This is a genomic window from Gordonia sp. Swx-4 (assembly GCF_030316175.1).
Lineage (GTDB): Bacteria > Actinomycetota > Actinomycetes > Mycobacteriales > Mycobacteriaceae > Gordonia > Gordonia alkanivorans.
Map to the genome: position 1 here is coordinate 3,107,849 of NZ_CP128197.1, position 26,362 is coordinate 3,134,210.

The following is a 26,362-nucleotide window of genomic DNA, read 5'->3' on the forward strand; positions in this document are numbered from 1 at the left end:
GAGAGAGCTCAGAAGCTGACGCGCATCAGTCGCGCGGCTTCTCCCGCAGCTCGTAGGTCTCGATCACGTCGTCCACCTTGATGTCCGAGTAGGTCAGCGTGAGACCACATTCGTAGCCTTCGCGAACCTCGGTGGCATCGTCCTTCTCGCGCTTGAGCGACGACACGGTGAGGTTCTCGGCGACCACGACGTTGTCACGCAGCAGGCGCGCCTTGGCGTTGCGGCGCATGATGCCCGACTGGACGAGGCAACCGGCGATGTTGCCGATCTTCGACGACTTGAAGATGGCGCGGATCTCGGCGCGGCCGAGCTCCACCTCTTCGTAGATCGGCTTGAGCATGCCCTTGAGCGCGCTCTCGATCTCGTCGATGGCCTGGTAGATCACCGAGTAGTACCGGATGTCGACGCCCTCGCGGTTGGCCAGCTCGGTGGCCTTGCCCTCCGCACGGACGTTGAAGCCGATGATGATCGCATCCGAGGCCGCCGCCAGGTTGACGTTGGTCTCGGTGACGCCACCGACACCGCGGTCGATGATGCGCAGCGACACCTCGTCGCCCATCTCGATGCCCAGCAGGGCCTCTTCGAGGGCTTCGACCGTGCCCGAGTTGTCACCCTTGAGGATGAGGTTGAGCTGGCTGGTCTCCTTGAGAGCCGAATCCAGGTCTTCCAGGCTGATCCGCTTGCGGCTGCGCGCGGCCAGCGCGTTGCGCTTGCGCGCATTGCGGCGGTCGGCGATCTGCCGGGCGATGCGGTCCTCCTCGACCACGAGCAGGTTGTCGCCTGCGCCGGGGACCGAGGTGAAACCGATGACCTGGACCGGTCGCGACGGCAGCGCCTCGGGGACGTCCTCGCCGTGCTCGTCGACCATGCGACGGACACGACCGTAGGCGTCACCGGCGACGATCGAGTCGCCGACGCGGAGCGTGCCGCGCTGTACCAGCACGGTCGCCACCGGGCCACGGCCGCGGTCGAGGTGCGCCTCGATGGCGACACCCTGGGCGTCCATGTCCGGGTTGGCACGCAGGTCGAGCGATGCGTCCGCGGTGAGCAGCACGGCTTCGAGCAGTGCGTCGATGTTCTCGCCCTGCTTGGCCGAGATGTCGACGAACATGGCGTCGCCGCCGTACTCCTCGGGCACCAGACCGTATTCGGTCAGCTGTCCGCGGATCTTCTGCGGATCGGCGCCTTCCTTGTCGATCTTGTTCACCGCGACCACGATCGGCACATCTGCCGCCTGGGCGTGGTTGACCGCCTCCACCGTCTGCGGCATGACACCGTCGTCGGCCGCGACCACGAGGATCGCGATGTCGGTGGCCTTCGCACCGCGGGCACGCATGGCGGTGAACGCCTCGTGACCCGGGGTGTCGATGAAGGTGATCAGGCGATCCTCACCGTTGAGGTGGGTGTTCACCTGGTAGGCACCGATGTGCTGCGTGATGCCGCCGGCCTCGCCCTCGCGGACGTTGGCCTTACGGATCGTGTCGAGCAATCGGGTCTTACCGTGATCGACGTGGCCCATGACGGTGACCACCGGCGGACGCTGTGCGAGGTCGTCCTCGCCGCCCTCGTCCTCGCCGTAGGTGAGGTCGAAGCTGTCGAGCAGCTCGCGGTCCTCGTCCTCCGGGCTGACGACCTGGACACGGTAGTTCATCTCCGAGCCGAGCAGCTCGAGCGTCTCGTCGTTGACCGACTCGGTCGCCGTCACCATCTCGCCGAGGTTGAACAGCGCCTGGACCAGCGATGCCGGGTTGGCGTCGATCTTGTCGGCGAAGTCGGACAGCGAGGCACCACGGGCGAGACGGATTGTCTCGCCGTTGCCGCGCGGCAGACGGACGCCACCGACGGACGGAGCTTGCATGCTCTCGTACTCGGCGCGTTTTGCCCGCTTCGACTTGCGACCCTTGCGGGGAGCGCCACCGGGACGACCGAACGCACCGGCTGCACCGCCGCGGCCACGACCGCCGCCGCCACCGGGACGACCGCGGAAGCCACCACCGGCGGGTGCGCCGGGAGCGCCGCCGCCACCGCCGGGTCCGCCGCGGTAACCGCCGCCGCCTCCGCCACGGCCACCACCGGCACCGCCGCCGCGACCACCCGGTCGGGCGTCAGGACGTGCCGCACGCGAGGGCATCGCGCCGGGGCTGGGACGAGGGGGCATGTTGCCCGGGTTGGGACGCGGACCGCCCTGACCGGGAGCGGGCCGACCGCCACCGGGGCGGGGGCCACCCTGACCGGCAGGTCCGGGACGGCCGCCACCGGGACGCGGACCGCCCTGGCCGGGGCCGGGACGAGCCGCCGGGCGCGGCGCGGGAGCCGGGGCCGACGAGTACGGGTTGTTGCCGACACGCGGAGCACGCGGGCCGGGCTTGGGGCCGGGACGAGGACCCGGCGCCTTGGTCGGCGGCGTGGGTGCTGCCGAGGCGGCGGGCGCCTGAGCTGCCGCAGGCGCCGGCGCCTCAGGTGCCGGTGCCGCGGGCTTGGGTGCACCGGGGTCGGGGCCGTGCTCGGACGCTCGGCCGCCGCCGGTGCGGGTGTCTCGACCGGGGCGGGACCCGGCTTCGGGCCGCCCGGCTTGGGTGCGCCCGACTGGGGCGCGCTGGTCTGGGGTCCCGGGGCGGGACGCTCGGCCGGCGCTGCCGGGGCGGCACCGGGCTTCGGCGCACCGGACGGCTTGGGTCCGGGCTTGGCCGACTGACGAGGACTGGGTGCCGACGACGAACCGCCGTCCTTGGCTCCCCCGTCCGTGCCGGGGAATGATTCACGCAGTCGACGGGCCACTGGGGCCTCTACCGTCGACGACGCCGATTTGACGAACTCGCCCTGTTCCTTCAGGCGCTCGAGCACCTGCTTGCTCGTAACACCGAGCTCTTTGGCCAGTTCGTGCACGCGGGCTTTGCCTGCCACTGCTCTCCTTTGCTGGAGGCCAAGCGGCTAACCCGCTACGGCCTCGATTTATGTCCGGTACATGCTCATCGTGGGGACTTCACGGTGTGCTCATGTCTTCTGCAACCTGTTCCGGCTCCGAGGAGCCATCTTTAGTGGGTGATCACGCCGAGCTGTTCGGCGAGATCGTCCGGGTCCGCGGTCAGACCGGGAGTCCGGAGTGCCGCGGCGAAGGCCCTGCGTCGCGTCGCGACGGAGATGCACTCCGCCCTCGCATGCAACCAAGCGCCACGTCCCGGCATGGTCTTCGCGGGATCGGCCACGAGCACGGTGGCGTCCTCGCGCTGTTGCGCGACGACACGAACCAACTCGGCGGCCTGTGCCCGTTGCCGGCAACCGACACACATCCGTACCGGCCTGTGATTGGTTGACGTGCGGGGGGCGGATCGCTGAACCATCGATCAGTCTAGCGCGACCGGGCGGGTTGCGAACAATCGGCTGTCACCCGTGTCACTCGGCTCCCTCCTCGGCCGCGGGGGCGGCGTCGGAGCGGATGTCGATCCGCCAACCGGTCAGCCGGGCGGCGAGACGGGCGTTCTGTCCTTCCTTGCCGATGGCGAGGGAGAGCTGATAGTCCGGCACGACGACCCGGGCCGCCTTCGCGGCCTCGTCGACCACGGTGACCGATACAACCTTCGCCGGAGACAGCGCATTCCCGACGAACACACCGGGATCGGAGTCGAAGTCGATGATGTCGATCTTCTCGCCGGCAAGTTCGCTCATCACGTTGCGCACGCGCTGGCCCATCGGGCCGATGCAGGCGCCCTTGGCGTTGAGCCCGGCGACACCGGTGTGCACGGCGATCTTGGAGCGGTGACCGGCCTCGCGGGCGACCGCGACGATCTCGACCGAACCGTCCTCGATCTCGGGCACCTCCAGCGAGAACAGCTTGCGGACCAGGTTCGGGTGGGTGCGCGACAGCGTGATCTGCGGTCCGCGGGGGCCGCGGCTGACGCCGACGACATAGCACTTGATGCGGTCGCCGTGGGTGTAGACCTCGCCGGGCACCTGCTCGGCGGGCGGGATGACGCCCTCGGTGCTGTTGGCGTCGCTGCCGATCTGCACCACGACCATGCCTCGGGCGTTGGCGCGGGAGTCCTGCTGGACCACGCCGCCGACGATCTCGCCCTCATGGGCCACGAGGTCGCCGAAGTTCTTCTCGTTCTCGGCGTCGCGGAGGCGCTGCAGGATGACCTGACGCGCCGTGGTGGCCGCGATCCGGCCGAAGCCCTCGGGGGTGTCATCCCACTCGTGGACGACGTCGCCGTTCTGGTCGAGTTCCTGTGCCATCACGCGGACGGCACCGGACTTGCGATTGATGTCGACACGCGCATGCGGCGCGAAGCCGTCGGTGTGACGGTAGGCGGTCAGCAGGGCGGTCTCGATGGCGGTGATGACCGTCTCGATCGAGATGCCCTTGTCGGCCTCGATCATGCGCAGTGCGCCGATGTCGATGTTCATGGGGTCTGGCTCCTATTCACTTGTCGCCGCTCTTCACTTGTCACTTGTTCGGTTCTTCGGTCTTCAGTCGTTCAGTTGCGTGCGGTCCCGCGCCCGCCGACGCTCGATCTCCTCGGCGTCGAGTCCGCAGAGTTCGAGTTCGGCGACGCTCGGCTGCGAGAAGTCGACCTGCACGACGGCTCTCGTCACGGCCTCGAGCGGGATGGTCTCCACCGCGATCCGTCCGCGGAGGTTCATCACGATCTCGACGTTCGTCTCGTCGAGCTTGCCGATGCGACCGGTGAGAGACCGCTCCTCGCTCCCCTCGAGCGGGGCCACGTCGACGGCGACGCGGCGTCCGGTGTTGCGACGCCAGTGCCGCGGAAGGGTCAGGGGACGGTCGACGCCGGGCGAGGTCACCTCGAGGACGTAGGCATCCTCGTCGGTGAGTTCGGGAACCGCGTCGAGGAGCTCGGAGATCCGGTTGGACAGGTCGGCGAGGACGTCGAGATCGCCACCGCCGTCGCGGTCGACGACGATCGTCAGTTCGTCCTGGCCGTCGCGTCGGTTGACGATGACGTCTTCGAGGTCGAAACCTTGCTCTACGACAAGCTTTTCGACGAGTTCACTCACCTGCGGCGGGCTGATCGGCATGCCACTCCCCTCGTCTTCAGTTGTCGGGCCGTGCCAGGTCTCGCACGAAGTTGCTTCGACACATCCTAGTGGATCGCCGGGCATGCCCCGACCACCTTCGTTTCGCGGCTGGCATCATGTGTCGCGTGACCACATTGGATCGGCGCACCGTGTTGCGCGGAGGACTCGTGGCAGGGGTCGCGGTGGCCGGCCTGGGAGCCGTCGGCGTGTCGGGCTGCAGCACGGGACCGTCGGAGGAAACCATCACCGCCGAGCGGTTGGTACCCCTCGTGCGCAGCGCCCTCGCCGACGAGAAGAGCGCTCGATCGCTCGCCGGCGCCGAGCCCAGATATGCCGCAGCCCTCGCGGTCGTCGCAGATCAGCGCGCCGAGCACGCACGGGCGCTGCGTGAGGAGATCATCCGCCTGGACCAGGACGTCGCGACCACCGTCGACGAGCCGGGCCCCTCGACGACACCCACTCCGGCCGAACCGCCGACCCTGGTGGGCCTGCGCGCCGGACTCGAGCAGTCCTCGGGTGAAGCGCGCGATGTGGCGATCTCCCTGCCCGGATACCCGGCCGGTCTGGCCGGATCGGTCGCGGCCGCCGTGACCTCGATGCGAGAGGTGCAACTGGCATGACCAGCCCCGTCCCCTCCCCGGTGGCCGACACCGGCGACCCGCTCGTCGTCGCCGCGGACGCCGAGAACGCCGCGATCTTCACCTACGGGGTGATCACCGCGTTCGTCACGGCCGCGCGCCGTCGCATGGTCGGCGACTACGCCGCCGAGCACCGCGCCCGCCGGGACGAGATCGACCGGGCCATCACCGCCGCCGGCGGCACATCGCCGCTGGCCGCAGCCGGTTACACGCTGCCGGTGCAGGTCACCGACCCCGAGACCGCCGCTCGGGCGGCACTCGCGGCCGAGATCGACTGCACGACCGCATACCGGGCCCTGCTCGAACAGGCCGACGACGAAGCCGGCCGCCGGATCGGGGTCGACGGCCTGTCGGACTGTGCGGTCCGCGCCGCCACGTGGCGAGCGCTGCTGCAGGAAACCCCGGTCACGGTGGCGTTCCCGGGGTCTCCCGTCTCAGGCTAGGCGCGTGCCGCCGCGACGACCGCGTCCACCGCACCGTCGACGGCCACCTCCGCGGCCTCACCGGTGAACCGGTCGCGGATCTCGATGGTGCCGTTGGCATAGCCGCGTCCGACCACCACGACCGTCGGCATGCCGAGGAGCTCGGCATCCTTGAACTTCACACCGGGCGAGGCCTTGCGGTCGTCGAGGAGCACCTCGAGCCCGGCGGCGTCGAGGTCCGCGGCGAGCTGCTCGGCACCGGCGATCGCGGCCTCGTCCTTGTTGGCGATGACGAGGTGAACGGCGAACGGCGCCACGGTCTTCGGCCAGCGCAGACCCTTGTCGTCGTGCGACTGTTCGGCGATGACCGCCACCAGGCGCGACACACCGACACCGTAGGAACCCTGGGTCAGCCGGACCGGCTTGCCGTTCTCGCCGAGCACGTCGACCTCGAAGGCGTCGGTGTACTTCTGGCCGAGCTGGAAGATGTGCCCGATCTCGATGCCCTTGGCGCTCACCAGCACCCCGGCGCCGTCCGGCGACGGGTCGCCGTCGCGGACCTCGGCGGCCTCGACCGTGCCGTCGGGCGTGAAGTCGCGGCCGGCGACGAGACCGACGTAGTGGCGTCCGGGCTCGTCGGCACCGGTCATCCACGACGTCCCGTCGACCACGCGCGGGTCGACGAGGTAGCGGATACCGTTGGCCTGCAACGCCTTCGGACCGATGTAACCCTTGACGAGGAACGGGTTGGCGGTGAAGTCGGCCTCGGTGAGCAGCTCGACCTCGGCCGGCGACACGGATGCCTCGAGACGCTTGAGATCGACCTCGCGGTCGCCGGGGACGCCGACACCGATGATCTCCGGATCCTTGCCCGGCGCATGCAGTTTCACCATCACGTTCTTCAGTGTGTCGGCACCGGTGTACTCACCGTCGAGGGTCTCGTTGGCCCACGCCACGAGCGTGTCGATGGTCGAGGTGTCCGGGGTGTCGTGGACGACTGCCTCGGGCAGACCGTCGATCGGCTTCGGGGCGGGCGCATGCGTGACGACCGCCTCCACATTCGCCGCGTACCCCGACTCCAGGCATCGCACGAAGGTGTCCTCGCCGACCTCGGACTCGGCCAGGAACTCCTCGGAGGCACTGCCGCCCATCGCGCCGGAGGTGGCGGAGACGATGACGTACTTGATCTGCAGGCGTTCGAAGATCTTCTGGTACGCCTCGCGATGGGCGTTGTAGGCCTTCTTGAGGCCGGCGTCGTCGAGGTCGAAGGAGTAGGCGTCCTTCATCACGAACTCGCGACCGCGGAGGATGCCCGCGCGCGGACGCTCCTCGTCGCGGTACTTGGTCTGGATCTGGTACAGGATGACCGGCATGTCCTTGTAGGACGAGTACTCGCCCTTGACCAGCGTCGCGAAGAGTTCCTCGTGCGTGGGTCCGAGGAGCATGTCGGCGCCCTTGCGGTCCTTGAGACGGAACAGCGCGTCGCCGTACTCGGTCCATCGGTTGGTGGCCTCGTAGGGTTCGCGCGGCAGGAGCGCCGGCAGCAGGATCTCCTGACCGCCGATCGCGTTCATCTCCTCGCGCACGACGTTCTCGATGGCCTTGAGCACGCGCAGACCCAGGGGGAGCCAGGAGTAGACGCCGGGCGCGACGCGGCGGACGTAGCCCGCTCTCACCAGCAGCTTGTGGCTGGGCACCTCGGCATCGGCCGGGTCGTCGCGCAGGGTCCGCAGGAACAGGGTCGACATGCGTGTGATCACGACAAACCAGCTTAGTTATGGTGTTCCGGTGCTCGTCATCCTCCCTCCCTCCGAGACCAAATCCGACGGTGGGCGCGGGGCTCCCCTCGATCTGGACACCCTGTCGTTTTCCGAGCTGAACCCCGTCCGCAAACGGATCGGTGAGGCCATCGTCGACCTCGCCGGCGACCTCGACGCGAGCCGCACGGCGCTCGGCCTCGGCGCCACCCAGCTCTCCGAGGTGGACCGCAACGCCGACCTGTGGCTCTCCCCCACCCGCCCGGCGATCGAGCGCTACACCGGCGTGCTCTACGACGCCCTCGACCACGCCGCGCTGACCAAGGCCGGCAAGACCAAGGCAGCCGAACGACTGGCCATCGGCTCGGCACTGTTCGGTGTGGTGCGCGCTGCCGACCCGATTCCCGCCTACCGGCTGTCGGGTGGATCCAAGCTCCCCGGCATGCCGACGCTGGCGTCGATCTGGAAGCCGGAGCTGTCCCCCACGCTCGACGCCGTCGACGACTTCGTGGTGGATCTGCGTTCCGGCGTCTACCAGCAGCTCGGGCCCGTCAAGGGTGCGGTCACCGCGACGGTGATGACCGAACAGCCCGATGGATCACGCAAGGTCGTGAGCCACTTCAACAAGCACTACAAGGGCCTGATGGCGCGCGAACTGGTCCGCACACGACGCAACGTGCGCGACATCAACGGCCTTGCCGCGGTCCTGTCCGACGCCGGTCAGCGCGTCGAGATCCCCGCACCCGACCAGATCGTGGTGCTGACGGACTGACTATTCGACGCCCGCGTCGGCTGCTTCCTGGGCGGCCTGGCCCTCGGCGACCTGTTCCGGGGTGAACCGCATGAACAGGACGACGATCGCGGCGATGACCGCGATGCCGGCACACGCCGCGAAGGCGAGGCCGTAGCCCTCGGCCTGAGCGGCCAGCTGAGTCGGGTTCATGGTCTCGACGGGCTCGGTGGTGCCGCCCTTGGACAGTGCCCGCGACGTCACCATCGCCCCCACCACGACGAGGCCGACCGCTCCGCCGAGGTTCTGCGCGACCTGCGCGAGGGCGGTCAGCGGACCGATCTCGTTCGGTCCGACGCCGGCGACCACCGACAGGGTGAGCGGGATGACGGCGAGGCCCACGCCGAAGCCGATCACGATGACCGGCAGGAAGATGCTCGGGAAGTAGTCGGGGGCATCGGTGGCGATCGACGAGGCGTAGAAGCAGCCGGCGAGGATCACCGCGCCGCCGACCAGGACCAGCCAGCGCGGCTGGGTCATCAGCGAGAGCTTCGACGCGATCGCCGCGGCGATGCCGAGGCCGAAGGCGAAGGGCACGACGGCCAGACCACTCTGGATCGGCGAGTACTTCAGAATCCCCTGCAGATACAGCGAGATGAACACCGCCATGCACATCATGATCATGCTGGCGAACAGGATCGCCCCGAGTGCCGCGACGCGTGAGGTGTTGTCGAACAGCGAGAACGGCAGGATCGGGTTGGCGGCGCGTCGCTCGACCACCACGAAGGCGATCAGCGCCAGCACGCCGAGCACGAACGAGCCGATCACGACGGGCGAACCCCAGCCGTTGGGACCCTCGTTGACGCCGAGGACCAGCAAGGTGCAGCCGAGGGTGCCGAGCACCGCGCCGGGAACGTCGAGCGGCAGACGCTCGCCCTGCGATTCGCGCAGCGCGATGATCGCGCCGATCACGACGACCAGGCCGATCGGCACGTTGATGAGGAACACGAGTCGCCACGACACCTCGGTCAGCACGCCGCCCACTATCAGGCCGGCGACCGAACCGACGCCGGTCATCGCCGCATAGACGGCGAAGGCCTGGCTGCGGGGTTTGCCCGGCGCGAAGGTGGTCGCGACCAGGGCCATCGCGGTCGGGGCGGCGATGGCGGCCGACGCCCCCTGCAGTGCGCGGCCGACGATCAGGCTGGCCTCGTTCCACGCGAGACCGCACAGAAGTGAGGTCAGGGTGAAGGCCACGACGCCGACGATGAACATCCGCTTGCGGCCGAAGGTGTCACCGAGGCGGCCGCCGAGCAGCATCAGGCCACCGAAGGCCAGGACGTAGCTGGAGATGACCCAGTTGGCGCTCGACTCGGAGAGGCTGAGGGCGTCGCGGATCCGTGGGAGGGCCAGCGCCGCGACGGTGCCATCGAGCACCATGAGCAGCTGCATTCCGGACAGCACCAGGATCGGCAGTCCGAAGACCGGACGGAACTGGGCGGTGTCCACAGTTCCAGCGTGCACTGATCCGGGATTCGACATAAGGCACGACGGTACCGGCCGAGCGCGCCGATGTGCCAATCCCTGTTGGTTCGATGTCCCGAACTGCCCGGTTCAGGCGCCTTCGGTGAAAGCGGCCACCTGGCCGATGACGACGATGGCCGGCGGGCGCAACCCCTCGGCCTCGGCGACCTCGGCGGCATGCGCGAGGTCGGTGCGCAGCAGGCGCTGCGTCGGCAGCGATCCGTTCTCGATCATGGCCACCGGGGTGTCGGCGGGCCGGCCGCCCTCGAGCAGGGCGTCGGCGAAGACGTCGACCCGTTCGACGGCCATCATCAGCACGAGCGTGCCGCGCAGCTTGCCCATCGCCGACCAGTCGATCAGCGAGTCGGGGTGGCCGGGCGGGACGTGACCGGAGGCGATGACCACCTCATGGGTGACGCCGCGGTGGGTCACCGGGATGCCGGCCGACGCGGGTGCGGCGATCGAGCTGCTGATGCCGGGCACCACGGTCACCGGTACACCGGCGGCGACGCAGGCCTGCAGCTCCTCGAAGCCGCGACCGTAGACATAGGGGTCGCCGCCCTTGAGCCGGACGACGAATTTGCCCTCCTTGGCGCGCGCCACGAGGACGTCGTTGATGGCCTCCTGCTTCATCGCGCGGCCGTAGGGAACCTTCGCGGCGTCGATGATCTCCACCTGTGGGCCGAGGGATTCGAGCAGTTCGGCCGGCGCGAGACGGTCGGCGACGACGACGTCGGCCTCGGCGAGGAGGCGCTGGCCACGCACCGTGATGAGGTCGGGATCGCCGGGACCGCCGCCGACCAGCGCGACACCCGGGGCGTGCGGTTCGACGTCGTCCACGGACAGCGAGCCCTCCGCCAACGCACGGCTGATCGCGGCACGCAACGCGGCCGACAGCTTGTGGTCGCCACCGGCGAGGACACCGAACTGGACGTCGCGGTGCCGGGCGGACGCCGGGGTGACCGCGGTTCCGTACTGTGCGTCGTCGGCGCGCACACAGAAGGTGTGGCGGCGTTCGGCCTCGGCGACGACCGCCGCATTGACCGCCGGATCATCGGTGCAGGCCATCGCGTACCAGGCGCCTTCGAGGTCGCCGTCGGCGTACGCGCGGCGGGTCACGGTGATGCCCTGGAACGACTCGACGGCCGGCGTCGGGTCGATGGCGATGACGTGCACGTCGGCTCCGGCCGCGATGAGGTTCGGCAGCCGACGCTGTGCGACGGAACCGCCGCCGACGACGACCACCCTGCGGCCCGCGAGATCGAGGCCGACGAGGTAGTGACCAGACATGGCACGGAACACTACCGGGCGGTCGCCCCGTCCCCGGCGCCCGCCGGTGTGATCTACAGCTGCCCGTCCGGTGTGATCTGCAGCGGCAGTTCGCCGGTCCGGCGGATGTGGGCCCAGATGTCGGCGGATGGCACACCGAGCCGGTGCGCGGCCGACTGCAGCAGCGCGCCGAGCAGCTTGGAACTGCAGTAGGCGGCGTCGAGCGCGTCGTCGGCGCCCGTCCGGATCTCGTTCCACCATGCCGGGTTCCGGTCGGCGGCCGCCTCGGCCATCGAGATCGCCGTGGCGAACCCGGACTCGCACCCGCACGCGAGCTCGTCCACCTCCATCGGCTGTGTGAGCGTCATGCCCGGCTCCGTGCCCGCTCGCGCTGCAGGGCGCGCTCACGCGAGGCCTCGAACTTCTCGACCTTGACGTTCATCTCATCGAGGAAGGCCGCGAGCTGTTCGCGGTAGTGCTCACCGAGCGGCCCGAAGTCCTCGCGCTCGAAGATGCGCCACTTGCGCAGCACCGGCATGACCACCTCGGACATGTGCTGCGGCAGGTCGTAGATGCCGCCCTTGGCGATCAGCACCGCGTTGCGCCGGAAGTTCGGCATGGTGGCGCCGGGCATCTGGAAGTTGGAGACGATCGCGTAGATTGCGGCCATCGTCTGGTCGGGAACCAGGTCGAGGGCGCCGGCGACGATGTTGCGGTAGAAGAGCATGTGCAGGTTCTCGTCGGCCGCCACGCGCTGCAGCATACGGTCGGCGATGGGGTCGCCACAGGCCTTGCCGGTGTTGCGGTGCGAGACGCGGGTGGCGAGCTCCTGGAAGCTGACATAGGCGACGGCATAGAGCATGTCGAAGCTGTGGTCGCGCTGTCCGTCATCTTCGGGCAGCGGGTTGAAGCCGGACGTCATGTGGGCCATCCGGATCTCTTCGAGTTCGACCGGGTCGACGCCGCGGGTGACGACGAGGTAGTCGCGCATGACCACCGAGTGGCGGTTCTCCTCGGCGGTCCAACGGCCGACCCACCAGCCCCACGCGTCGTCGAGGCTGAAGTTCTCGGCGATGACCCGGTGGTACGACGGCAGGTTGTCCTCGGTGAGCAGGTTGGTGATCATCGCGGCCTTGGCGGTCTCCGACAGCTGCGACTGTTCCGGGTCCCAGTCGATGCCGCCGAGCATCGCGAAGTTGCGGCCGGAGTCCCACGGCACGTAGTCGTGCGGATGCCAGTCCTTGGTCATCCGCATGTGACGCTCCACCTCGGTCTCGCACACGGGTAGCAGTTCGCGCAGCAGGTCCGATCCGGTCATCCCGCTGTTGGTCAGTTCGGGGGGTCCGATGAGGGTGGTCACGTGCTCTCCTGGTCCGAAGGTCGGGTGGGACAGGCGGATCGAGAATCCGTCGACAACCACTCTGCGCGCCGGGACGGGTGCTGCTCGTGGGGAGAAAGTCCCGCTTCCATGGGGGCGGACGTCGCGAATCCGGCCGGGACCCTCCTCTCCGCCGACACAACGCCGGCTGTGAGTTCTCGCAGCTGAGAAGGTCCGGTACGTTCAGACCATGGCTGACGATTCGACCCCCACCCCGGTTCGCGTCTACCTCGTCGACGACCACGAACTCGTCCGACGCGGACTCCGCGACCTCCTCGGCACCGCAGGCGACATCGAGGTCGTCGGCGAGGCCGCATCCGTCGGTGAGGCGCTGGTCGGCATCCTCGCGACCAAGCCCGACGTGGCCGTGCTCGACGTCCGGCTGCCCGACGGCAACGGTGTCGAACTCTGCCGCGACGTCCGTGCGGCCGAACCGGACGTGAAGTGCCTGATGCTGACCAGCTACGCCGACGACGACGCCCTGCTCGCCGCGGTCCTCGCCGGCGCGTCGGGCTTCGTGCTCAAGCAGATCCTCGGCCACAACCTGGTGGCCGCGGTCCGCACCGTCGGACAGGGCGGTTCGCTGCTCGACGACCGGTCGACCGCCGCCCTGCTGGCAAAGCTGCGCGACGGCAAGCAGCAGGAGAAGGACCCGCTCGCCGATCTCACCCACCAGGAGCGCGAGGTGTTCAACCTCATCGGCGAGGGTCTGACCAACCGGCAGATCGCCGGACGGATGTTCTTGGCGGAGAAGACGATCAAGAACTACGTGTCCCGTATCCTCGGCAAGCTGGACATGCAGCGCCGCACCCAGGTCGCGGTGATGGCGACCAAACTGCGCGACGGCAAGGACTAACCGATCAGGGGTACCGACCAGGTGAGGGTCGTCCCGCCCTCGTCGCGGTTACCGCGCGGGCGGGTCATCACGCTGAACGTCCCGTCGCAGTCCTCGGCGCGACGGGTGAGGTTCTCCAGCCCGCGGTAGGTGACGTCGGTGCCGATACCGACACCGTCGTCGGTGATCTCGACCGTCAGCACGTCGTCGGCGCGGACCGCGACGGCGATGTGTTCGGCCTGCGCGTGCCGCAACGCGTTGCTCAGCCCCTCACGCAGCACCGCGTCGATGTGGGGTCCCAGCGTGTCGGGCACCACGGTGTCGACGGGGCCGTCGAACTGGACGCTCGGTGAGATCGACGCGTGTCCGGACAGTTCGGAGACGATGTCGAGTACTCGACGCCGCAGGGTAGACCCGTCGGCGTCGGCGGTCACCGTCTGCAGGTCGAAGATCGACGTCCGGATCTGCGCGATCGTGCGATCGAGGTCGGTCATGATCTGTTCGAGTCGCGCGGTGGCGGCGGCGGGATCGGTCGACCCGGCCAGCAGCGTCTGCACCGACATACCCACCGCGAACAGACGTTGGATCACGTGGTCGTGCAGGTCACGGGCGATGCGGTGACGGTCCTCGAGCACCTCGAGGTCGCGGGCGATCTGCTGCTGTTCGGCGTAGACGACGGCCAGCGAGGCGATCTCGGCGACGCCCGCCAGTCCGGCGATCTCCTCGTCGTCCCAGTACGGACGATTGCGGTGGGTGATGAGCATCCAGCCGAAGGCACCTGATGCCCGCTGCAGCGGTTGCACCGTCGTCCAGCGGGCGCCCCGGCGCACCAGAGACGGCGGGATGGTGCCGGCGCGCAGGACGGTGGGCGCGTTCGCGTGCGGCGCGGTGAAGCTGTCGATCTCGATCCGCTCCCCGGTGTGACCGCGCAACTCCACCTCGCCGTCGAGTTCGGTGAGGAGGAAGACGTCGACCGCATCCACCAGGTCGGCGACGTCGACACACATCCGGGACATGGTGTCCGACAAAGCGATTCCGGCGAGCGGCTCCGATCCGCGGCGGGCCAGAACCTGCATCCAGCGGTGCCGGGTACGCGCACGTTCGAAGAGTCCGGCGTTGTCGATGGCGATACCGGCGGCCACCGCGAGCACCGCCACGACCGTCTCGTCGACCTCGGAGAAGTCGTCGGCCGACCGTTTCTCGGTGAGGTAGATACTGCCGAAGACCTCACCGCGCACCAGGATCGGCGCACCGAGGAAGGTGCGCATGGGCGGGTGATTCGGCGGAAACCCGACCGAGGTCGGATGCGACCCGAGGTCGTGGATGCGGTGCAGTCGCGGGTCGTCGATCAGCAGACCCAGCACGCCGCGGCCGACCGGCAGGTGCCCCATCGTCGCCCGTTGGGCCTCGGTGATCCCGATGTGCACGAACTCGCTCAGACCGCCATCGGGACCGCGCACGCCCAGCGCACCGTACTGCGCGTCCACCAGACCGGCGGCCACCTCGACGATGCGCTGCAGCGCCCGGTCGAGTTCGACACCCTGTCCGACGACGAGCACCGCCTCGAGCAACTGACGCAGCAGTTCGGGGTCGTCGGCGCCGTGGGTCGCCAGCGCGTCGAGGGTCTCGCGGAGCCGTTGTGCCGTCATCGGTGAGCCTGCGTCGAGGAGTTTGTCGGCATCGTCCACGACGAGGAGCCTACTCGGGACACGAAGCGGTTCAGCGCCTCCGGGATGGCCGCCGGATGCACGTGCAGATACGAGGCGTGGACAGCATCGGTGACGACGCCGTCGGTGGCCGGCCGGCCCTCGACGTCACGCCAGGCCCACGCGGGCGTCGACGCGTCTCCCACGTGCACGGTGCTGCGGTGGAACTCGTGCCCGGTGACGCGCTCGCCGGCACGGAACAGGACCGAGTCGCCGAGGGCCACCGCGTCGCGGTAGCCGAGCGTCAGTGTGGGCCCGAAGCTGCCGGCGATGTCGAGGACGCCGCTCATCGGGCGATTGTCGAGGCGGTCGGCCAGGTAGACCAGGCCGGCGCACTCGGCGTGGATGGGCCTGCCCGCGGCCGCGTGTGCACGCAGGTCGGCCCGCAGTTCGTGATTGGCGCCGAGTTCCTCGGCATGTTCCTCCGGGAAACCGCCGCCGATGACGACACCGGCGGTGTCCGGCGGAAGCCGGTCGCACAGCGGGTCGAACGCCACGACCTCGGCACCCGCGGCCCGCAGCATCTCGGTATGTTCCGCGTAGCCGAACGTGAACGCCGCGCCCCCGGCCACCGCAATGACGGGCCGCGAGGACGGGGCCGGAGCGCCGTCGACGTAGGGCGCGAGTGCGTCGGTCGCCGACCACGGCGCGGCGTCGGGAATCCGACGCTGCCGGGCCGCGGCCACGATCGCGGGAAGGTCGAGTGCGTCGCGCAGGTGATCGGTCATCGACGCGACGGCGGCGACCGCGTCGGCGCTGCGTTCGGCCGCGGGGATGAGTCCGAGATGGCGGGACGGCACGGTCAGCGACGGGTCGCGACGCAGCACGCCGAAGACCGGGACACCCACGCGGGCGCACGCCTGTCGCAGCACCATCTCGTGGCGCGGCGAGCCGACCCGGTTGAGGATGACGCCGGCGATGTGGACCGAGGTGTCGTAGGACAGGAACCCGTGCAGCACCGCGGCGAGCGACTGACTGTGCCCACCCGCGTCGACGACCAGCACGACGGGCGCACCGATGATCGACGCCACGTGCGCGGTCGAGCCGATGCCCAGCGCGTCGGTGTCGGCGGCGTCGGGGTCGTCGCTGGTGATACGGCCGTCGAACAGCCCCATCACGCCCTCGACGACGGCGATGTCGGCACCGGCCGAACCGTGGGCGAACAGCGGTGCGATCAGCTTCTCGCCCACCAGGTTGGGGTCCAGGTTGCGACCGGGACGCCCGGCGGCGACGGCGTGATACCCGGGGTCGATGTAGTCGGGACCGACCTTGAACGGTGCAACCCGGTGACCGGCTGCACGCAACGCGCCGATGAGTCCGGTCGTCACCGTCGTCTTGCCGCTGCCCGAGGACGGCGCGGCGATCACGACCGCCGGTGTCGCGCGGGACACGGTCACCACTCGATGCCCTTCTGGCCTTTGCGGCCGGCATCCATCGGGTGGGCGATCTTGCGCATCTCGGTCACGAGGTCCGCGGCGTCGACCAGCGCCTGCGGTGCACGGCGGCCGGTGATGACGACGTGCTGACGTCCGGGGCGCCGGGCGAGCGTCTCGATGACCTCGTCGGTGTCGACCCAGCCCCAGTCGAGCGGATAGGTGAACTCGTCGAGCACGTAGAAGTCGTGTTCGCCGGCATCGAGCCGCCGGGCGATCTCGGCCCAACCGGCGCGCGCGGCGGCGGCGTGGTTGTCGGCGTGCTCGGTGTTGGCTCGCAACCACGACCATCCCTGGCCCATCTTGTGCCACTCCACCGGACCACCCGCACCGGTGTCGGTGTGGCACTGCCCGAGAGCCAGCAACGCCGACTCCTCCCCGACCTTCCACTTCGCGCTCTTCACGAACTGGAAGACGGCGACCCGCATACCGGCGTTCCAGGCGCGCATCGCCATCCCGAAGGCGGCGGTGGACTTGCCTTTGCCGTCACCGGTGTGGACGGCCAGCACGGGCTGGTTCCGACGCTGGCGGGTGGTCAGGCCGTCGTCGGGAACCGAGGCGGGAACCCCTTGGGGCACTTGTTGTCTCCTTCTTCGGCGGACTCAGGCCGCGCCGCGGGTCAGCGCGGTCGCGGACAGCTTGTCCATGGTCAGCAACTCGGCGCCGAGGTGGGAGGCGAGGTCGGCGGCGAGGCCGAGCCGCACCAGCCCCTGCTCGCAGTCGACGACCACCGACTCGATCCCCCGGCGCCGGATCGCCGACGCCGCGAGCCGCGCCCGTGCCGGGGCATCCCGGCCGGAGGTGGCGCGACCGTCGGTGAGGACGACGACGAGCGGCCGACGATTCGGTTCGGTGCGGCGACAGCGTTCGACGACGTCGCCGGCCAGGGTCAGCCCCTCGGCCAGTGGCGTCCGGCCACCGGTACGGATCTCGGCGAGGCGGCGCACCGCGATGTCCACCGACTTGGTGGGCGGCACGGCCAGCGTCGCGGTACCGCCGCGGGCGACGACCACGGCCACCCGGTCACGACGCGTGTAGGAGTCCCGCAGCATCTCGACGCACAGTTCTGCGACCGCGGTGAGCCGGCGGCGGGCGGTCATCGATCCGCTCAGGTCCACCACGAAGACGACGAGATTGGATTCCTGGCCGATGCGTTCGGCTGCGCGCAAATCGGGTGCCGCGATGCGGACCGACGACTGCGGCGCCCGGCCCGCCGCGGCGAGGACGGTGGCGAACAGGTGCACCGGCCGGCCGTCGGCGAAGTCGACGGCGTGGGTCGTGTGCCCGCGCCGGCTGCGCGCCTTCGACCGGCGGCCGGGGTCTCCGTCTCCGACCCCGGTCACGCGGAGCGCACGCACCCGGCGCCCCGTCGGCGTCGGGGCGGCACCGAAAGCGGGCCCGGGGGCCCGCTGCGACCCGGGCTCCGAGTCTTCGTGCGTATTGGCCTCTTCCGAGGCCCCGGAGGATTCCGAGGACTCCCCCGGCTCCGGGGCACCGCCGCCCGGTCCACCCTCCGGCGGTGTCGGATCGTCGTCCGGGGAATCGGGAGAGCCGGGGCCGGCGGCGTCCTGGCCGGCCGACATGGCGTCGTCGAGCTGGTCGTTCGAGAGACCGGACTCGTCGAAGGGGTTGCGGCGCCTGCGGTGCGGCAGGGCGAGTTCGACGGCGGCCCGCACGTCCTCCTCGTCCACCGTCGGAGCCCCGCGCCAAGCCGCGTGTGCGGCGGCGGTGCGCGCGACGACGATGTCGCCGCGGAGTCCGTCGACGTCGAGGTGGGCGCAGATGCCGGCGATGCGGCGCAGTTCGCGCGTCGGGATCTCGACTCCGCTCACCGCTTCCCGGGCCGCATGAATCCGTTGTGCCAGTTCATGTTCGGTTTCGAGGTACTCGGCCGCGAACCCGTCCGGGTCGGCGTCGAACGCCATCCGCCGCCGGATGACCTCGACACGTTCGTCGAGATCCTTTCCCGCGGCGACGTCGACCGCCAGCCCGAAACGGTCGAGGAGCTGCGGGCGCAACTCCCCCTCTTCCGGGTTCATGGTGCCGACGAGCACGAAATCTGCTTCCTGCGTGTGGGATACGCCGTCACGCTCGATGGTGACGCGCCCGCTCGCGGCGGCATCGAGGAGGACATCGACGAGATGGTCGGCGAGCAGGTTGACCTCGTCGATGTAGAGAACACCCCGATGGGCGCGGGCGAGGAGCCCGGGGGTGAACTCCGCGCGACCGTCGCGCAGCACGGAGGTCAGGTCGAGTGAACCGATCACCCGGTCCTCGGTCGCGCCGATCGGCAGTTCGACGACGCGCCCGGATCGGTCGTCTCCGCCGATCAGCGGGCCGAGCCCGCGCACGATGGTCGACTTGGCCGTGCCCTTCTCGCCGCGGATGAGGACGCCGCCGATGCCCGGCGAGATGGCGGACAGGACGAGGGCCAGCTTGAGCTGTTCCTGTCCGACGACCGCGCTGAACGGATAGCGGACCGGGGCCGAATCCTGGACGTCGGTCATCGGGAACCGGATCGGAGCATCGACACGTGCGGGATCCCATCTTCGAGGTACTCGTCGCCCTCGGCGACGAAACCGAACTTGCCGTACATCTCGGTGAGGTAGGCCTGCGCCTCGATCCGGCAGGGTCGGTCCCCGACCTCGTCGAGCGCAACCGTCAGGAGCCGGGCGACCAGCCCATGGCCGCGATGCGCCCGTGCCGTGCAGGCACGCCCGATCCGGTAGACGGTCCCACCGTCCGGCCCCGGCGGCTCTTCGAGGAGTCGCAGGGTCGCCAGCACGGCGTCGTCGTCGGGTTCGCCGCTCTCGGTGATCCAGAATTGACGCGTCGTCGGCTCGAGGTCACGGCCGTCGATCTCCGGGTACGGACAGGCCTGCTCCACGACGAACACATCGACCCGGAGCCGCAGGAGCCGGTACAGCGTGGCCGCGTCGATCTCGGCAGACGTACTGCGGTGTACCTGCGGGCGCCGGTCGTGCTGCGGTTCAGGACTCATGTGTCGTGGTTAGCACAGATGACCGCCCGGGATCACCCCGCGGTGGCGGGGGCGAGCGCGCCGGTCTCGACGCTGCTCGCATCGCGACCGGTCAGCCGCAGGGACTTGTTGGTCCAATCCCACACCTGTCGGTACAGGTCACGGTTGCCGTTGAGCTTCTGACCGAACGACGGGATGATCTGGGTGAGCTTCGGCGACCAGCCGGCGTACTCGGCCGGGAAGCACTTCTCGAGCACCGAGAGCATCGCGGGGACGGCGGTCGAGGCACCCGGGGACGCACCGAGCAGGCCGGACATGGTGCCGTCCTCGGAGGTCACGACCGCGGTACCGAACTCGAGCTTGCCGCCGACGCCGGTCTTGCGGATGACCTGGACGCGCTGACCGGCGGTGATGAGCTCCCAGTCGGCGCCGAGCGCACGCGGCACGAACTCCGACAGCGTGTTGACGCGGTCGGCCTTGTTCGCGGCGAGCTCGCTGATGAGGTACTTGAGCAGACCGAACTCCTGCGGCGCGATCGACACCATCGGCAGCAGGTTCCCCGGCTTGATCGAGGCGGGCAGGTCGGTGATCTTGCCCGACTTGAGGAACTTGGGCGACCAGCCGGCGTACGGGCCGAACAGCAGGCCCGGCTTGTGGTTGATCACACGGGTGTCGAGGTGCGGCACCGACATCGGCGGTGCGCCGACGGCGGCCTGGCCGTAGACCTTGGCCTGGTGCTCACCGATGAGGTCGGGGTTGGTGCAGCGGAAGAACTCGCCCGAGACCGGGAAGCCACCGAAGCCCTTGGCCTCCTTGATGCCCGACTTCTGCAGCAGGTGCAGCGCACCTCCGCCGGCGCCGACGAAGACGAACTTCGCATGGACTTTCAGGACGTCGCCGGTGCGGCCGTTGCGGACCTTGACGATCCAGCTGCCGTCGGACTGCTTGGACAGGTTGGTCACCGAGTGACCGAAGTAGATGTCGGCGCCCTGCGCGACATAGTTGAGCAGCTGCTGGGTCAGCGCGCCGAAGTCTACGTCGGTGCCCTGGTCGAACCAGTTCAGCGCGACCGGGTCGGAGAAGTCGCGACCGGCCGACATCAGCGGGAGACGCTTGGTGAACTCGGCCGGATCGTCGATGAACTCCATGCCCTCGAACAGGGTTTGTCCTGCGAGGTTGTCGTAGCGCTTGCGCAGGTACTTCACGCCGGCGTCGCCGTGGGTGAAGGCGACGTGCGGGATCGGGTTGATGAACTCCGAGGGATCGCCGAGGATGCCCTTGTCGACCGCATGTGCCCAGAACTGACGCGACACCTGGAACTGCTCGTTGATGTTGAGCGCCTTGGTGATGTCGACGTCGCCGTCGGCGGTCTTGGGCGTGTAGTTGAGCTCACACAGCGCCGAGTGCCCGGTGCCCGCGTTGTTCCACGGGTCGCTGCTCTCCGCCGCAGCGGCGTCGAGCCGTTCGAACAGGCTGATCGACCAATCGGGCTGCAGCTGACGGAGCAGCGCTCCCAGGGTGGCACTCATGATGCCTGCACCCACCAACGCCACGTCGGTCTTGATCACCGTTTTCGACACCTGGACTCCACTTCAACCTGATCAACGATCTCTACATCGGCCATTGTCCAGCATGGCACGTCCTGTCACAGAATCGACCTGCTCAACTGTGGCATCCGTGACACTTCCGCGGCGTCCCCTGCCCGAGCAGACGGGTCACTAAGCTGGCTGCTGTGAGCGTATCCGCAGGCACCGGCTGGCAACCCGACCGCTTCCTGGACCACTACCAACTCCGCACCATCCCGCTGGGCGACGATCCGGACGGGGAATCACCCGTCACCGCGACCCTGATCCGCCGCGCCGAGGCGGGTGCGCGGATCGCCGGTCCGCGGCCCGTGGCCGGCGCGGTGCTCTATGTCCACGGCTTCACCGACTACTTCTTCCACGAGCCGCTGGCCGATTTCTTCACCGCCCGCGGCTACGCGTTCTACGCGATCGACCTGCGTAAGTGCGGACGGTCGCGGGAGAGCCACCACACCGCCCACTTCACGACGGACCTCGCTCGATACGACGAGGAACTCGGCCTCGCGCTCGAGCTGATCGCCGAGGAGGTGGGTGCGGACACCCGCACGATCATCGCCGGGCATTCGACGGGTGGCCTGATCACCGCGCTGTGGCTCGACCGGCTGCGCGAGCAGGACCCGGCCCGGCACGGGCTCGTCGACGGCCTGCTGCTCAACTCGCCGTGGCTGGATCTCCAGGGCGACGCCGTCCTGCGGACGCTGCCGGTGACGATGCTGATCAAGGCGGTGGCCGCGGTGCAACCCACCCGCGTGATCCCGCAGGAACTCTCCTCGGCCTACGGCGAGAGTCTTCACGAGAGTGCGCACGGCGAGTGGAGTTACGACCTCGCCCTCAAACCGATGGGCGGTTTCCCGGTCACCTTCGGGTTCCTGAACGCGGTCCGGAGCGGGCAACGACGTCTGCACCGCGGCATCGACGTCGGCACGCCGGCGCTCGTGTTGCGTTCGGACAAGACCCATTTCGCGAAGACCTACTCGGCGTCGACCGATCGCGCCGACGCCGTCCTCGACGTCCGCCAGATCGCCCGCTGGAGCGGGTGTCTCGGCGGGCGCGTGTCGACCGTCCCCATCCCCGACGCCCGCCACGACGTGTTCCTCTCCGTGCCGCATGCCCGTGAGCACGCCTATCGCGAGGTCGACGACTGGCTCGCCCGCACCATCCGGCCCGCGACCGAATCCTCGGAAACCAGTAGAAAAGAGAGCACCCTATGACCGCCACGCAGGTCGTCGACCTGGCCATCATCGGCTCCGGCAGCGGCAACTCCATCCCCGACGAGCGCTATGCCGACACGACGATCGCCATCTTCGAGGAAGGCGTGTACGGCGGCACCTGCCTCAACGTCGGCTGCATCCCGACAAAGATGTTCGTCTACGCGGCGGAGGTCGCCGAGATCGCCACGCAGGGCGCGCGTCTCGGGGTGCACGCCAAGGTCGACTCGGTGGACTGGCCCGGCATCGTCGAGCGCGTCTTCGGACGCATCGACCCGATCTCCGAGGGCGGCAAGGAGTATCGCGTGGACCGGTGCGAGAACATCACCGTCTACAGCTCCCATGTCGAGTTCGACGGTCGGGACGACGACGGCCTCTACCGTCTCGTCACCGCCGACGGTGCAACGGTTCTCGCCCGCGAGGTGGTCCTGGCCGCGGGTTCGCGCGCGGTCATCCCGCCGGTCATCGCCGATTCCGGCGTGGCGTACTACACCAACAACGACGTGATGCGTCTGCCGGAACTGCCCGAGCGGCTCGCCATCGTCGGAAGCGGTTACATCGCAGCCGAATTCGCGCACGTCTTCGGCGCTCTCGGCTCCAAGGTGTCGATCATCGCCCGCGGCCCCGCCCTGCTGCGCAAGCAGGATGCCGACATCTCCAACCGTTTCACCCAGGTCGCCGAGGAGAAGTGGGACGTCCACCTCGACACCGCCATCACCGGTGCGGAGGACCTGCCCGACGGCGGTGTCCGCCTGCAGTTCGACGACGGGACGCACCTGGAGGCCGACGTCCTGCTCGTCGCCACCGGCCGGAAGCCCAACGGCGACCGCCTCAACCTCTCCTCGGTCGGCATCGAACTCGACGAAGAGGGCCGGGTGCACTGCGACATCCACGGCCGCACCTCCGCACGCGGGGTGTGGGCGCTCGGCGACGTCAGCTCGCCGTACCAGCTCAAGCACGTCGCCAACCACGAGGAGCGGGTGGTGCAGGCCAACCTGCTGAAGGGTTGGGATGCAGACGATCTCGTCGAGTTCGACCACCGGTTCGTCCCGGCGGCCGTCTTCACACACCCGCAGATCGCCTCGGTGGGGCTGACCGAAGACGAGGCCCGCGACGCCGGATACGACATCACGGTCAAGGTCCAGGCCTACGGTGACGTCGCCTACGGCTGGGCGATGGAGGACACCACCGGTTTCTGCAAGGTGATCGCCGAACGCGGCACCGGCAAGATCCTCGGCACGCACATCATCGGCCCGCAGGCCCCGACCGTCATCCAGCCGGTCATCCAGGCGATGTCGTTCGGCCAGACCGCCCTCGAGGTCGCCAAGGGGCAGTACTGGATCCACCCGGCGATGCCCGAGGTGCTCGAGAACGCGCTGTTGGGTCTGGAGATCTAGTGGCGATCTAGAACACCGTCGACCGCAGGGCGATCTCGCTGGCCAGTTCGGCGGGAGCGTTCTGCGGAATCCAGTGGTCGACGCCGGCCAGTTCGCAGAACCGGAAGTCGGAGTAGGCGTACCGGCCGCTGCCCTGCGCCTGCTCACGGCCGAGCGCGGCGTCGGCGTCGCTCCAGACGAGCGTCGTCGGGATCTCCACCGGCGGGCACGCCATGGTGCCCTTGATGTCGCCGACGAAGTTGGCCCGGTACCAGTTCAATGCAGCCCGCAGGGCGCCCGGTTCGCGCAGCGGGGCGAGCTCCTCGGCGGTGACCCCGGCCGCGCGCAGCTTGGCGCCGTCGTCGGCGAGGAGTGTCTCCTCGGCGCCGTCGGCGACGAAATCGAGGATGTAGGACGATCGTTCGCGCTGATCGCTCGCCGCGAGTGCATCCCGCATCGCCGACGGGTGGCCGGTGCTGGCGACCACCAGACCGGTGAACCGGTCGGGGTACTTGCCCGCGAGATGCCACGCGACGATGCCGCCCCAGTCGTGCCCGACGAGGATCGCGTACCCGACCTTCAGTTCGTCGAGCACGGCGATCACATCCGACACCAGGTGGCTGAGGTGATAGTCCTCGACGGCCTCGGGTCGTGCGCCGGGGCTGTAGCCGCGCTGGTTCAGGACCAACGTCCGCAGGCCCGATTCGTGGAGTCGCGGGAGCACCGCGTCGTAGCAGGATCCGTCCACCGGGAATCCGTGAAGCAGCAGGACCCACGGGCCCCGTTCCGGTCCCCCGATCCGGACGTCGAAGGTGAGGCCGTTGACGGTCACCTGACGCTGATCTTCAGTCATTGGGCCACGATAGCGTCTGCGCCGAACCGGCGTCGGGGTCCAGGTGGTGGCGGATGACCGGCGCGGAGGCGGGCGGCCCGGTCGCGATGAGATGCATCACCGCGTCCATGTCGAGGTGCTCGGCGACCAGGTCGGCCATCGTGTCGACCTGCCGGCGGCGGATCGCCTCCACCGCGGTGTCGCCGGCGACCCGGAAGTCCCGCACACCGGCCTCGGCGGCCACCTCGGTGAGCAGACGACGCCGGAAGGCGTCGTTGGCCAGCAGTCCGTGCCAGTGCGTCCCACGGACCGCACCGCGCACCGCGCCTTCGGGTCCGGCGACGTCGTCGACGATCCAGGTGTCCTCCCGTGACCCGACGACCCGTCCGTGGTGGATCTCGTAGCCGCCGATGCGCTCGCCACGACCGGTACCGCTGACCTGGCGCAGTGTCTTGTCGGTGGCGAAGGAGATGTCGAGGTCGAAGACGCCGAGGCCGTCGACGCGGCCGCGCCCGGATTCGATCGTGTCGTCGATGGTCCGGGCGAGCATCTGGAAACCACCGCAGATCGCGACCACGGGGGCACCGCGGGCCGCGCGGGCGGTGACCGCCTCGGCGAGCCCGCGGTCCCGCATCCAGGCGAGGTCGGCGACCGTGGCACGGGTCCCCGGGATCACCACCAGGTCGGCGGCGGCGACGCTCCCCGGGTCGTCGACCCAGGTCACGTCGACCCCCGGTTCGCAGGCGAGCGCCTCGACGTCGGTGGAATTGGAGATGCGGGGCAACCGGATCGCGGCGACGCGGAGTCGGACGCACGAGCCGGCCGCGCCCAGCGGCGGCCCGACCCGCCGACCGACGGGGGCGGCCAGCGAGTCCTCGGCGTCGAGCCACAGGTCGTCGGCGAACGGCAGGACACCGAGGGTCGGGCGGCCGGTGATCTCCTCGACCTGCCGGAGCCCGGGTTCGAGGATGCTCGGGTCGCCCCGGAACTTGTTGACGACGTAGCCCGCGATCAGCGCCTGGTCTGCGGGTTCGAGGATCGCGGTGGTGCCGAACAGCGAGGCCAACGAGCCACCGCGGTCGATGTCGGTGACCAGCAGCACCGGGAGCCGTGCGGCCTGCGCGAGCCCCATGTTGGCGATGTCGTTGCGGCGGAGGTTGATCTCGGCGACCGAACCCGCTCCCTCACAGAGCACGACGTCGAAGTCGCGGCGGAGCGCGGCGAGCTCCTCGGTGACGACCTCCCTCAGCCGGGACCGCCAGGCCATGTAGTCCCAGGCACCGACGTCCCCGGCCGGGCGCCCTCGCAGCACGACATGGGAGCGCCGGTCGCTGCCGGGTTTCAGCAGAACAGGATTGAACCGCGTCGAGGGTTCGAGCCCGCAGGCGAAGGCCTGCAGGGCCTGGGCGCGGCCGATCTCACCGCCGTCGAGCGTCACCACCGAGTTGTTGGACATGTTCTGCGCCTTGAACGGCGCGACCCGGACGCCGTCGCGCGCGAGAGCACGACAGAGACCTGCGACGAGGAGACTCTTACCGGCGTCACTACTGGTCCCGCCCACGAGCAACGCACCACCGAGATCGGCCACCACGACAGCGTAGTGGTGGGGTCGTTCACACGACGCACCACTTGCCTCGCCGGCCGCTCCGGCTGG

22 protein-coding genes and 1 pseudogene are annotated in these 26,362 nt (G+C 69.4%); 6 read left to right on the top strand and 17 right to left on the bottom strand.

From position 1 onward, the window contains the following. Positions 1–25: 25 nt before the first annotated feature. The 4 genes and pseudogenes from infB to rimP form a co-directional block, all read right to left on the bottom strand. Positions 26–2,904: pseudogene (gene infB / locus PWF70_RS14135) on the bottom strand (translation initiation factor IF-2). Positions 2,905–3,035: 131 nt separating this feature from the next. Beyond that, positions 3,036–3,290, bottom strand: a complete 255-nt coding sequence (locus PWF70_RS14140; RefSeq protein WP_006359310.1) for a YlxR family protein — start codon at positions 3,288–3,290, stop codon at positions 3,036–3,038. 103 nt (positions 3,291–3,393) lie between these two features. Continuing rightward, on the bottom strand, positions 3,394–4,404 hold the full coding sequence (gene nusA / locus PWF70_RS14145) for a transcription termination factor NusA (RefSeq protein WP_006359309.1): 1,011 nt from the start codon (positions 4,402–4,404) through the stop codon (positions 3,394–3,396). A gap of 63 nt (positions 4,405–4,467) precedes the next feature. Then, positions 4,468–5,037, bottom strand: coding sequence for a ribosome maturation factor RimP (rimP, locus tag PWF70_RS14150; protein WP_006359308.1), 570 nt, complete (start codon positions 5,035–5,037; stop codon positions 4,468–4,470). A 116-nt stretch (positions 5,038–5,153) separates the two neighbouring features. Between rimP and PWF70_RS14155 the strand changes: the two genes are divergently transcribed. Then, complete coding sequence (locus tag PWF70_RS14155; RefSeq protein ID WP_006359307.1) at positions 5,154–5,657, top strand: hypothetical protein; 504 nt, start codon at positions 5,154–5,156, stop codon at positions 5,655–5,657. Continuing rightward, entirely contained in the window at positions 5,654–6,118 is a 465-nt protein-coding gene (locus PWF70_RS14160; RefSeq protein WP_006359306.1) for a ferritin-like domain-containing protein, read from the top strand. The genes PWF70_RS14155 and PWF70_RS14160 overlap by 4 nt, the downstream gene beginning before the upstream one ends. On the opposite strand, the gene PWF70_RS14165 is transcribed toward PWF70_RS14160, so the two are convergent. Then, positions 6,115–7,845, bottom strand: coding sequence for a proline--tRNA ligase (locus tag PWF70_RS14165; RefSeq protein ID WP_035754166.1), 1,731 nt, complete (start codon positions 7,843–7,845; stop codon positions 6,115–6,117). The genes PWF70_RS14160 and PWF70_RS14165 overlap by 4 nt on opposite strands. Between PWF70_RS14165 and yaaA the strand changes: the two genes are divergently transcribed. After that, positions 7,844–8,626 (top strand): peroxide stress protein YaaA, encoded by a 783-nt coding sequence (gene yaaA, locus PWF70_RS14170; RefSeq protein ID WP_187346505.1) that lies wholly within the window; start codon positions 7,844–7,846, stop codon positions 8,624–8,626. The genes PWF70_RS14165 and yaaA overlap by 2 nt on opposite strands. Here yaaA and PWF70_RS14175 read toward each other — a convergent pair whose 3' ends face one another. The 4 genes from PWF70_RS14175 to PWF70_RS14190 all read right to left on the bottom strand — a co-directional run bounded on the left by PWF70_RS14175 (position 8,627) and on the right by PWF70_RS14190 (position 12,737). Further along, positions 8,627–10,126: a DHA2 family efflux MFS transporter permease subunit gene (locus tag PWF70_RS14175; RefSeq protein ID WP_035754115.1), complete on the bottom strand. Its 1,500-nt coding sequence runs from the start codon at positions 10,124–10,126 to the stop codon at positions 8,627–8,629. 72 nt (positions 10,127–10,198) lie between these two features. Next, positions 10,199–11,398 (bottom strand): uroporphyrinogen-III C-methyltransferase, encoded by a 1,200-nt coding sequence (cobA, locus tag PWF70_RS14180; RefSeq protein WP_187346506.1) that lies wholly within the window; start codon positions 11,396–11,398, stop codon positions 10,199–10,201. A 53-nt stretch (positions 11,399–11,451) separates the two neighbouring features. Beyond that, positions 11,452–11,745: a hypothetical protein gene (locus PWF70_RS14185; RefSeq protein WP_006359301.1), complete on the bottom strand. Its 294-nt coding sequence runs from the start codon at positions 11,743–11,745 to the stop codon at positions 11,452–11,454. Then, positions 11,742–12,737, bottom strand: a complete 996-nt coding sequence (locus tag PWF70_RS14190; protein WP_006359300.1) for an acyl-ACP desaturase — start codon at positions 12,735–12,737, stop codon at positions 11,742–11,744. Before PWF70_RS14190 ends, PWF70_RS14185 begins: the two co-directional genes overlap by 4 nt. 208 nt (positions 12,738–12,945) lie before the next feature. Here PWF70_RS14190 and PWF70_RS14195 point away from each other — a divergent pair, with 208 nt between their 5' ends. Continuing rightward, on the top strand, positions 12,946–13,611 hold the full coding sequence (locus tag PWF70_RS14195; protein WP_006359299.1) for a response regulator: 666 nt from the start codon (positions 12,946–12,948) through the stop codon (positions 13,609–13,611). Here PWF70_RS14195 and PWF70_RS14200 read toward each other — a convergent pair. From PWF70_RS14200 to mqo, 6 genes are read right to left on the bottom strand one after another with little or no spacing between them, the layout of a single operon-like run. After that, positions 13,608–15,239, bottom strand: a complete 1,632-nt coding sequence (locus PWF70_RS14200; protein WP_035754165.1) for a GAF domain-containing sensor histidine kinase — start codon at positions 15,237–15,239, stop codon at positions 13,608–13,610. The two genes, PWF70_RS14195 and PWF70_RS14200, sit on opposite strands and share 4 nt — an antisense overlap. Beyond that, the gene (locus PWF70_RS14205; RefSeq protein ID WP_035754114.1) at positions 15,236–16,696 is read right to left on the bottom strand and encodes a cobyrinic acid a,c-diamide synthase CobB; all 1,461 of its coding nucleotides are present in this window, start codon (positions 16,694–16,696) and stop codon (positions 15,236–15,238) included. The genes PWF70_RS14200 and PWF70_RS14205 overlap by 4 nt, the downstream gene beginning before the upstream one ends. Continuing rightward, on the bottom strand, positions 16,690–17,307 hold the full coding sequence (gene cobO, locus PWF70_RS14210; RefSeq protein ID WP_006359296.1) for a cob(I)yrinic acid a,c-diamide adenosyltransferase: 618 nt from the start codon (positions 17,305–17,307) through the stop codon (positions 16,690–16,692). Before cobO ends, PWF70_RS14205 begins: the two co-directional genes overlap by 7 nt. Before the next feature lie 24 nt (positions 17,308–17,331). Further along, entirely contained in the window at positions 17,332–19,236 is a 1,905-nt protein-coding gene (locus PWF70_RS14215; protein WP_286352646.1) for a VWA domain-containing protein, read from the bottom strand. Beyond that, the gene (locus PWF70_RS14220) at positions 19,233–19,730 is read right to left on the bottom strand and encodes a GNAT family N-acetyltransferase (protein ID WP_006359294.1); all 498 of its coding nucleotides are present in this window, start codon (positions 19,728–19,730) and stop codon (positions 19,233–19,235) included. Before PWF70_RS14220 ends, PWF70_RS14215 begins: the two co-directional genes overlap by 4 nt. Positions 19,731–19,762: 32 nt before the next feature. Then, positions 19,763–21,289 carry a malate dehydrogenase (quinone) gene (gene mqo, locus PWF70_RS14225; protein WP_040004202.1) on the bottom strand — a complete coding sequence of 509 codons (1,527 nt, stop codon included), beginning with the start codon at positions 21,287–21,289 and terminating at the stop codon, positions 19,763–19,765. A gap of 152 nt (positions 21,290–21,441) precedes the next feature. Between mqo and PWF70_RS14230 the strand changes: the two genes are divergently transcribed. Both PWF70_RS14230 and mtr read left to right on the top strand, forming a co-directional pair. Then, positions 21,442–22,503 carry an alpha/beta hydrolase gene (locus PWF70_RS14230; protein ID WP_006359292.1) on the top strand — a complete coding sequence of 354 codons (1,062 nt, stop codon included), beginning with the start codon at positions 21,442–21,444 and terminating at the stop codon, positions 22,501–22,503. Continuing rightward, a complete protein-coding gene (gene mtr, locus PWF70_RS14235) occupies positions 22,500–23,897 on the top strand; it encodes a mycothione reductase (protein ID WP_006359291.1) in 1,398 nt (465 codons plus the stop codon). The genes PWF70_RS14230 and mtr overlap by 4 nt, the downstream gene beginning before the upstream one ends. Before the next feature lie 7 nt (positions 23,898–23,904). Here the strand turns inward: mtr and PWF70_RS14240 are convergent, their stop codons facing one another. Beyond that, positions 23,905–24,708, bottom strand: a complete 804-nt coding sequence (locus PWF70_RS14240; protein WP_006359290.1) for an alpha/beta fold hydrolase — start codon at positions 24,706–24,708, stop codon at positions 23,905–23,907. A 13-nt stretch (positions 24,709–24,721) separates the two neighbouring features. Then, the gene (locus tag PWF70_RS14245) at positions 24,722–26,299 is read right to left on the bottom strand and encodes a cobyric acid synthase (RefSeq protein WP_419773390.1); all 1,578 of its coding nucleotides are present in this window, start codon (positions 26,297–26,299) and stop codon (positions 24,722–24,724) included. Positions 26,300–26,362 lie beyond the last annotated feature (63 nt).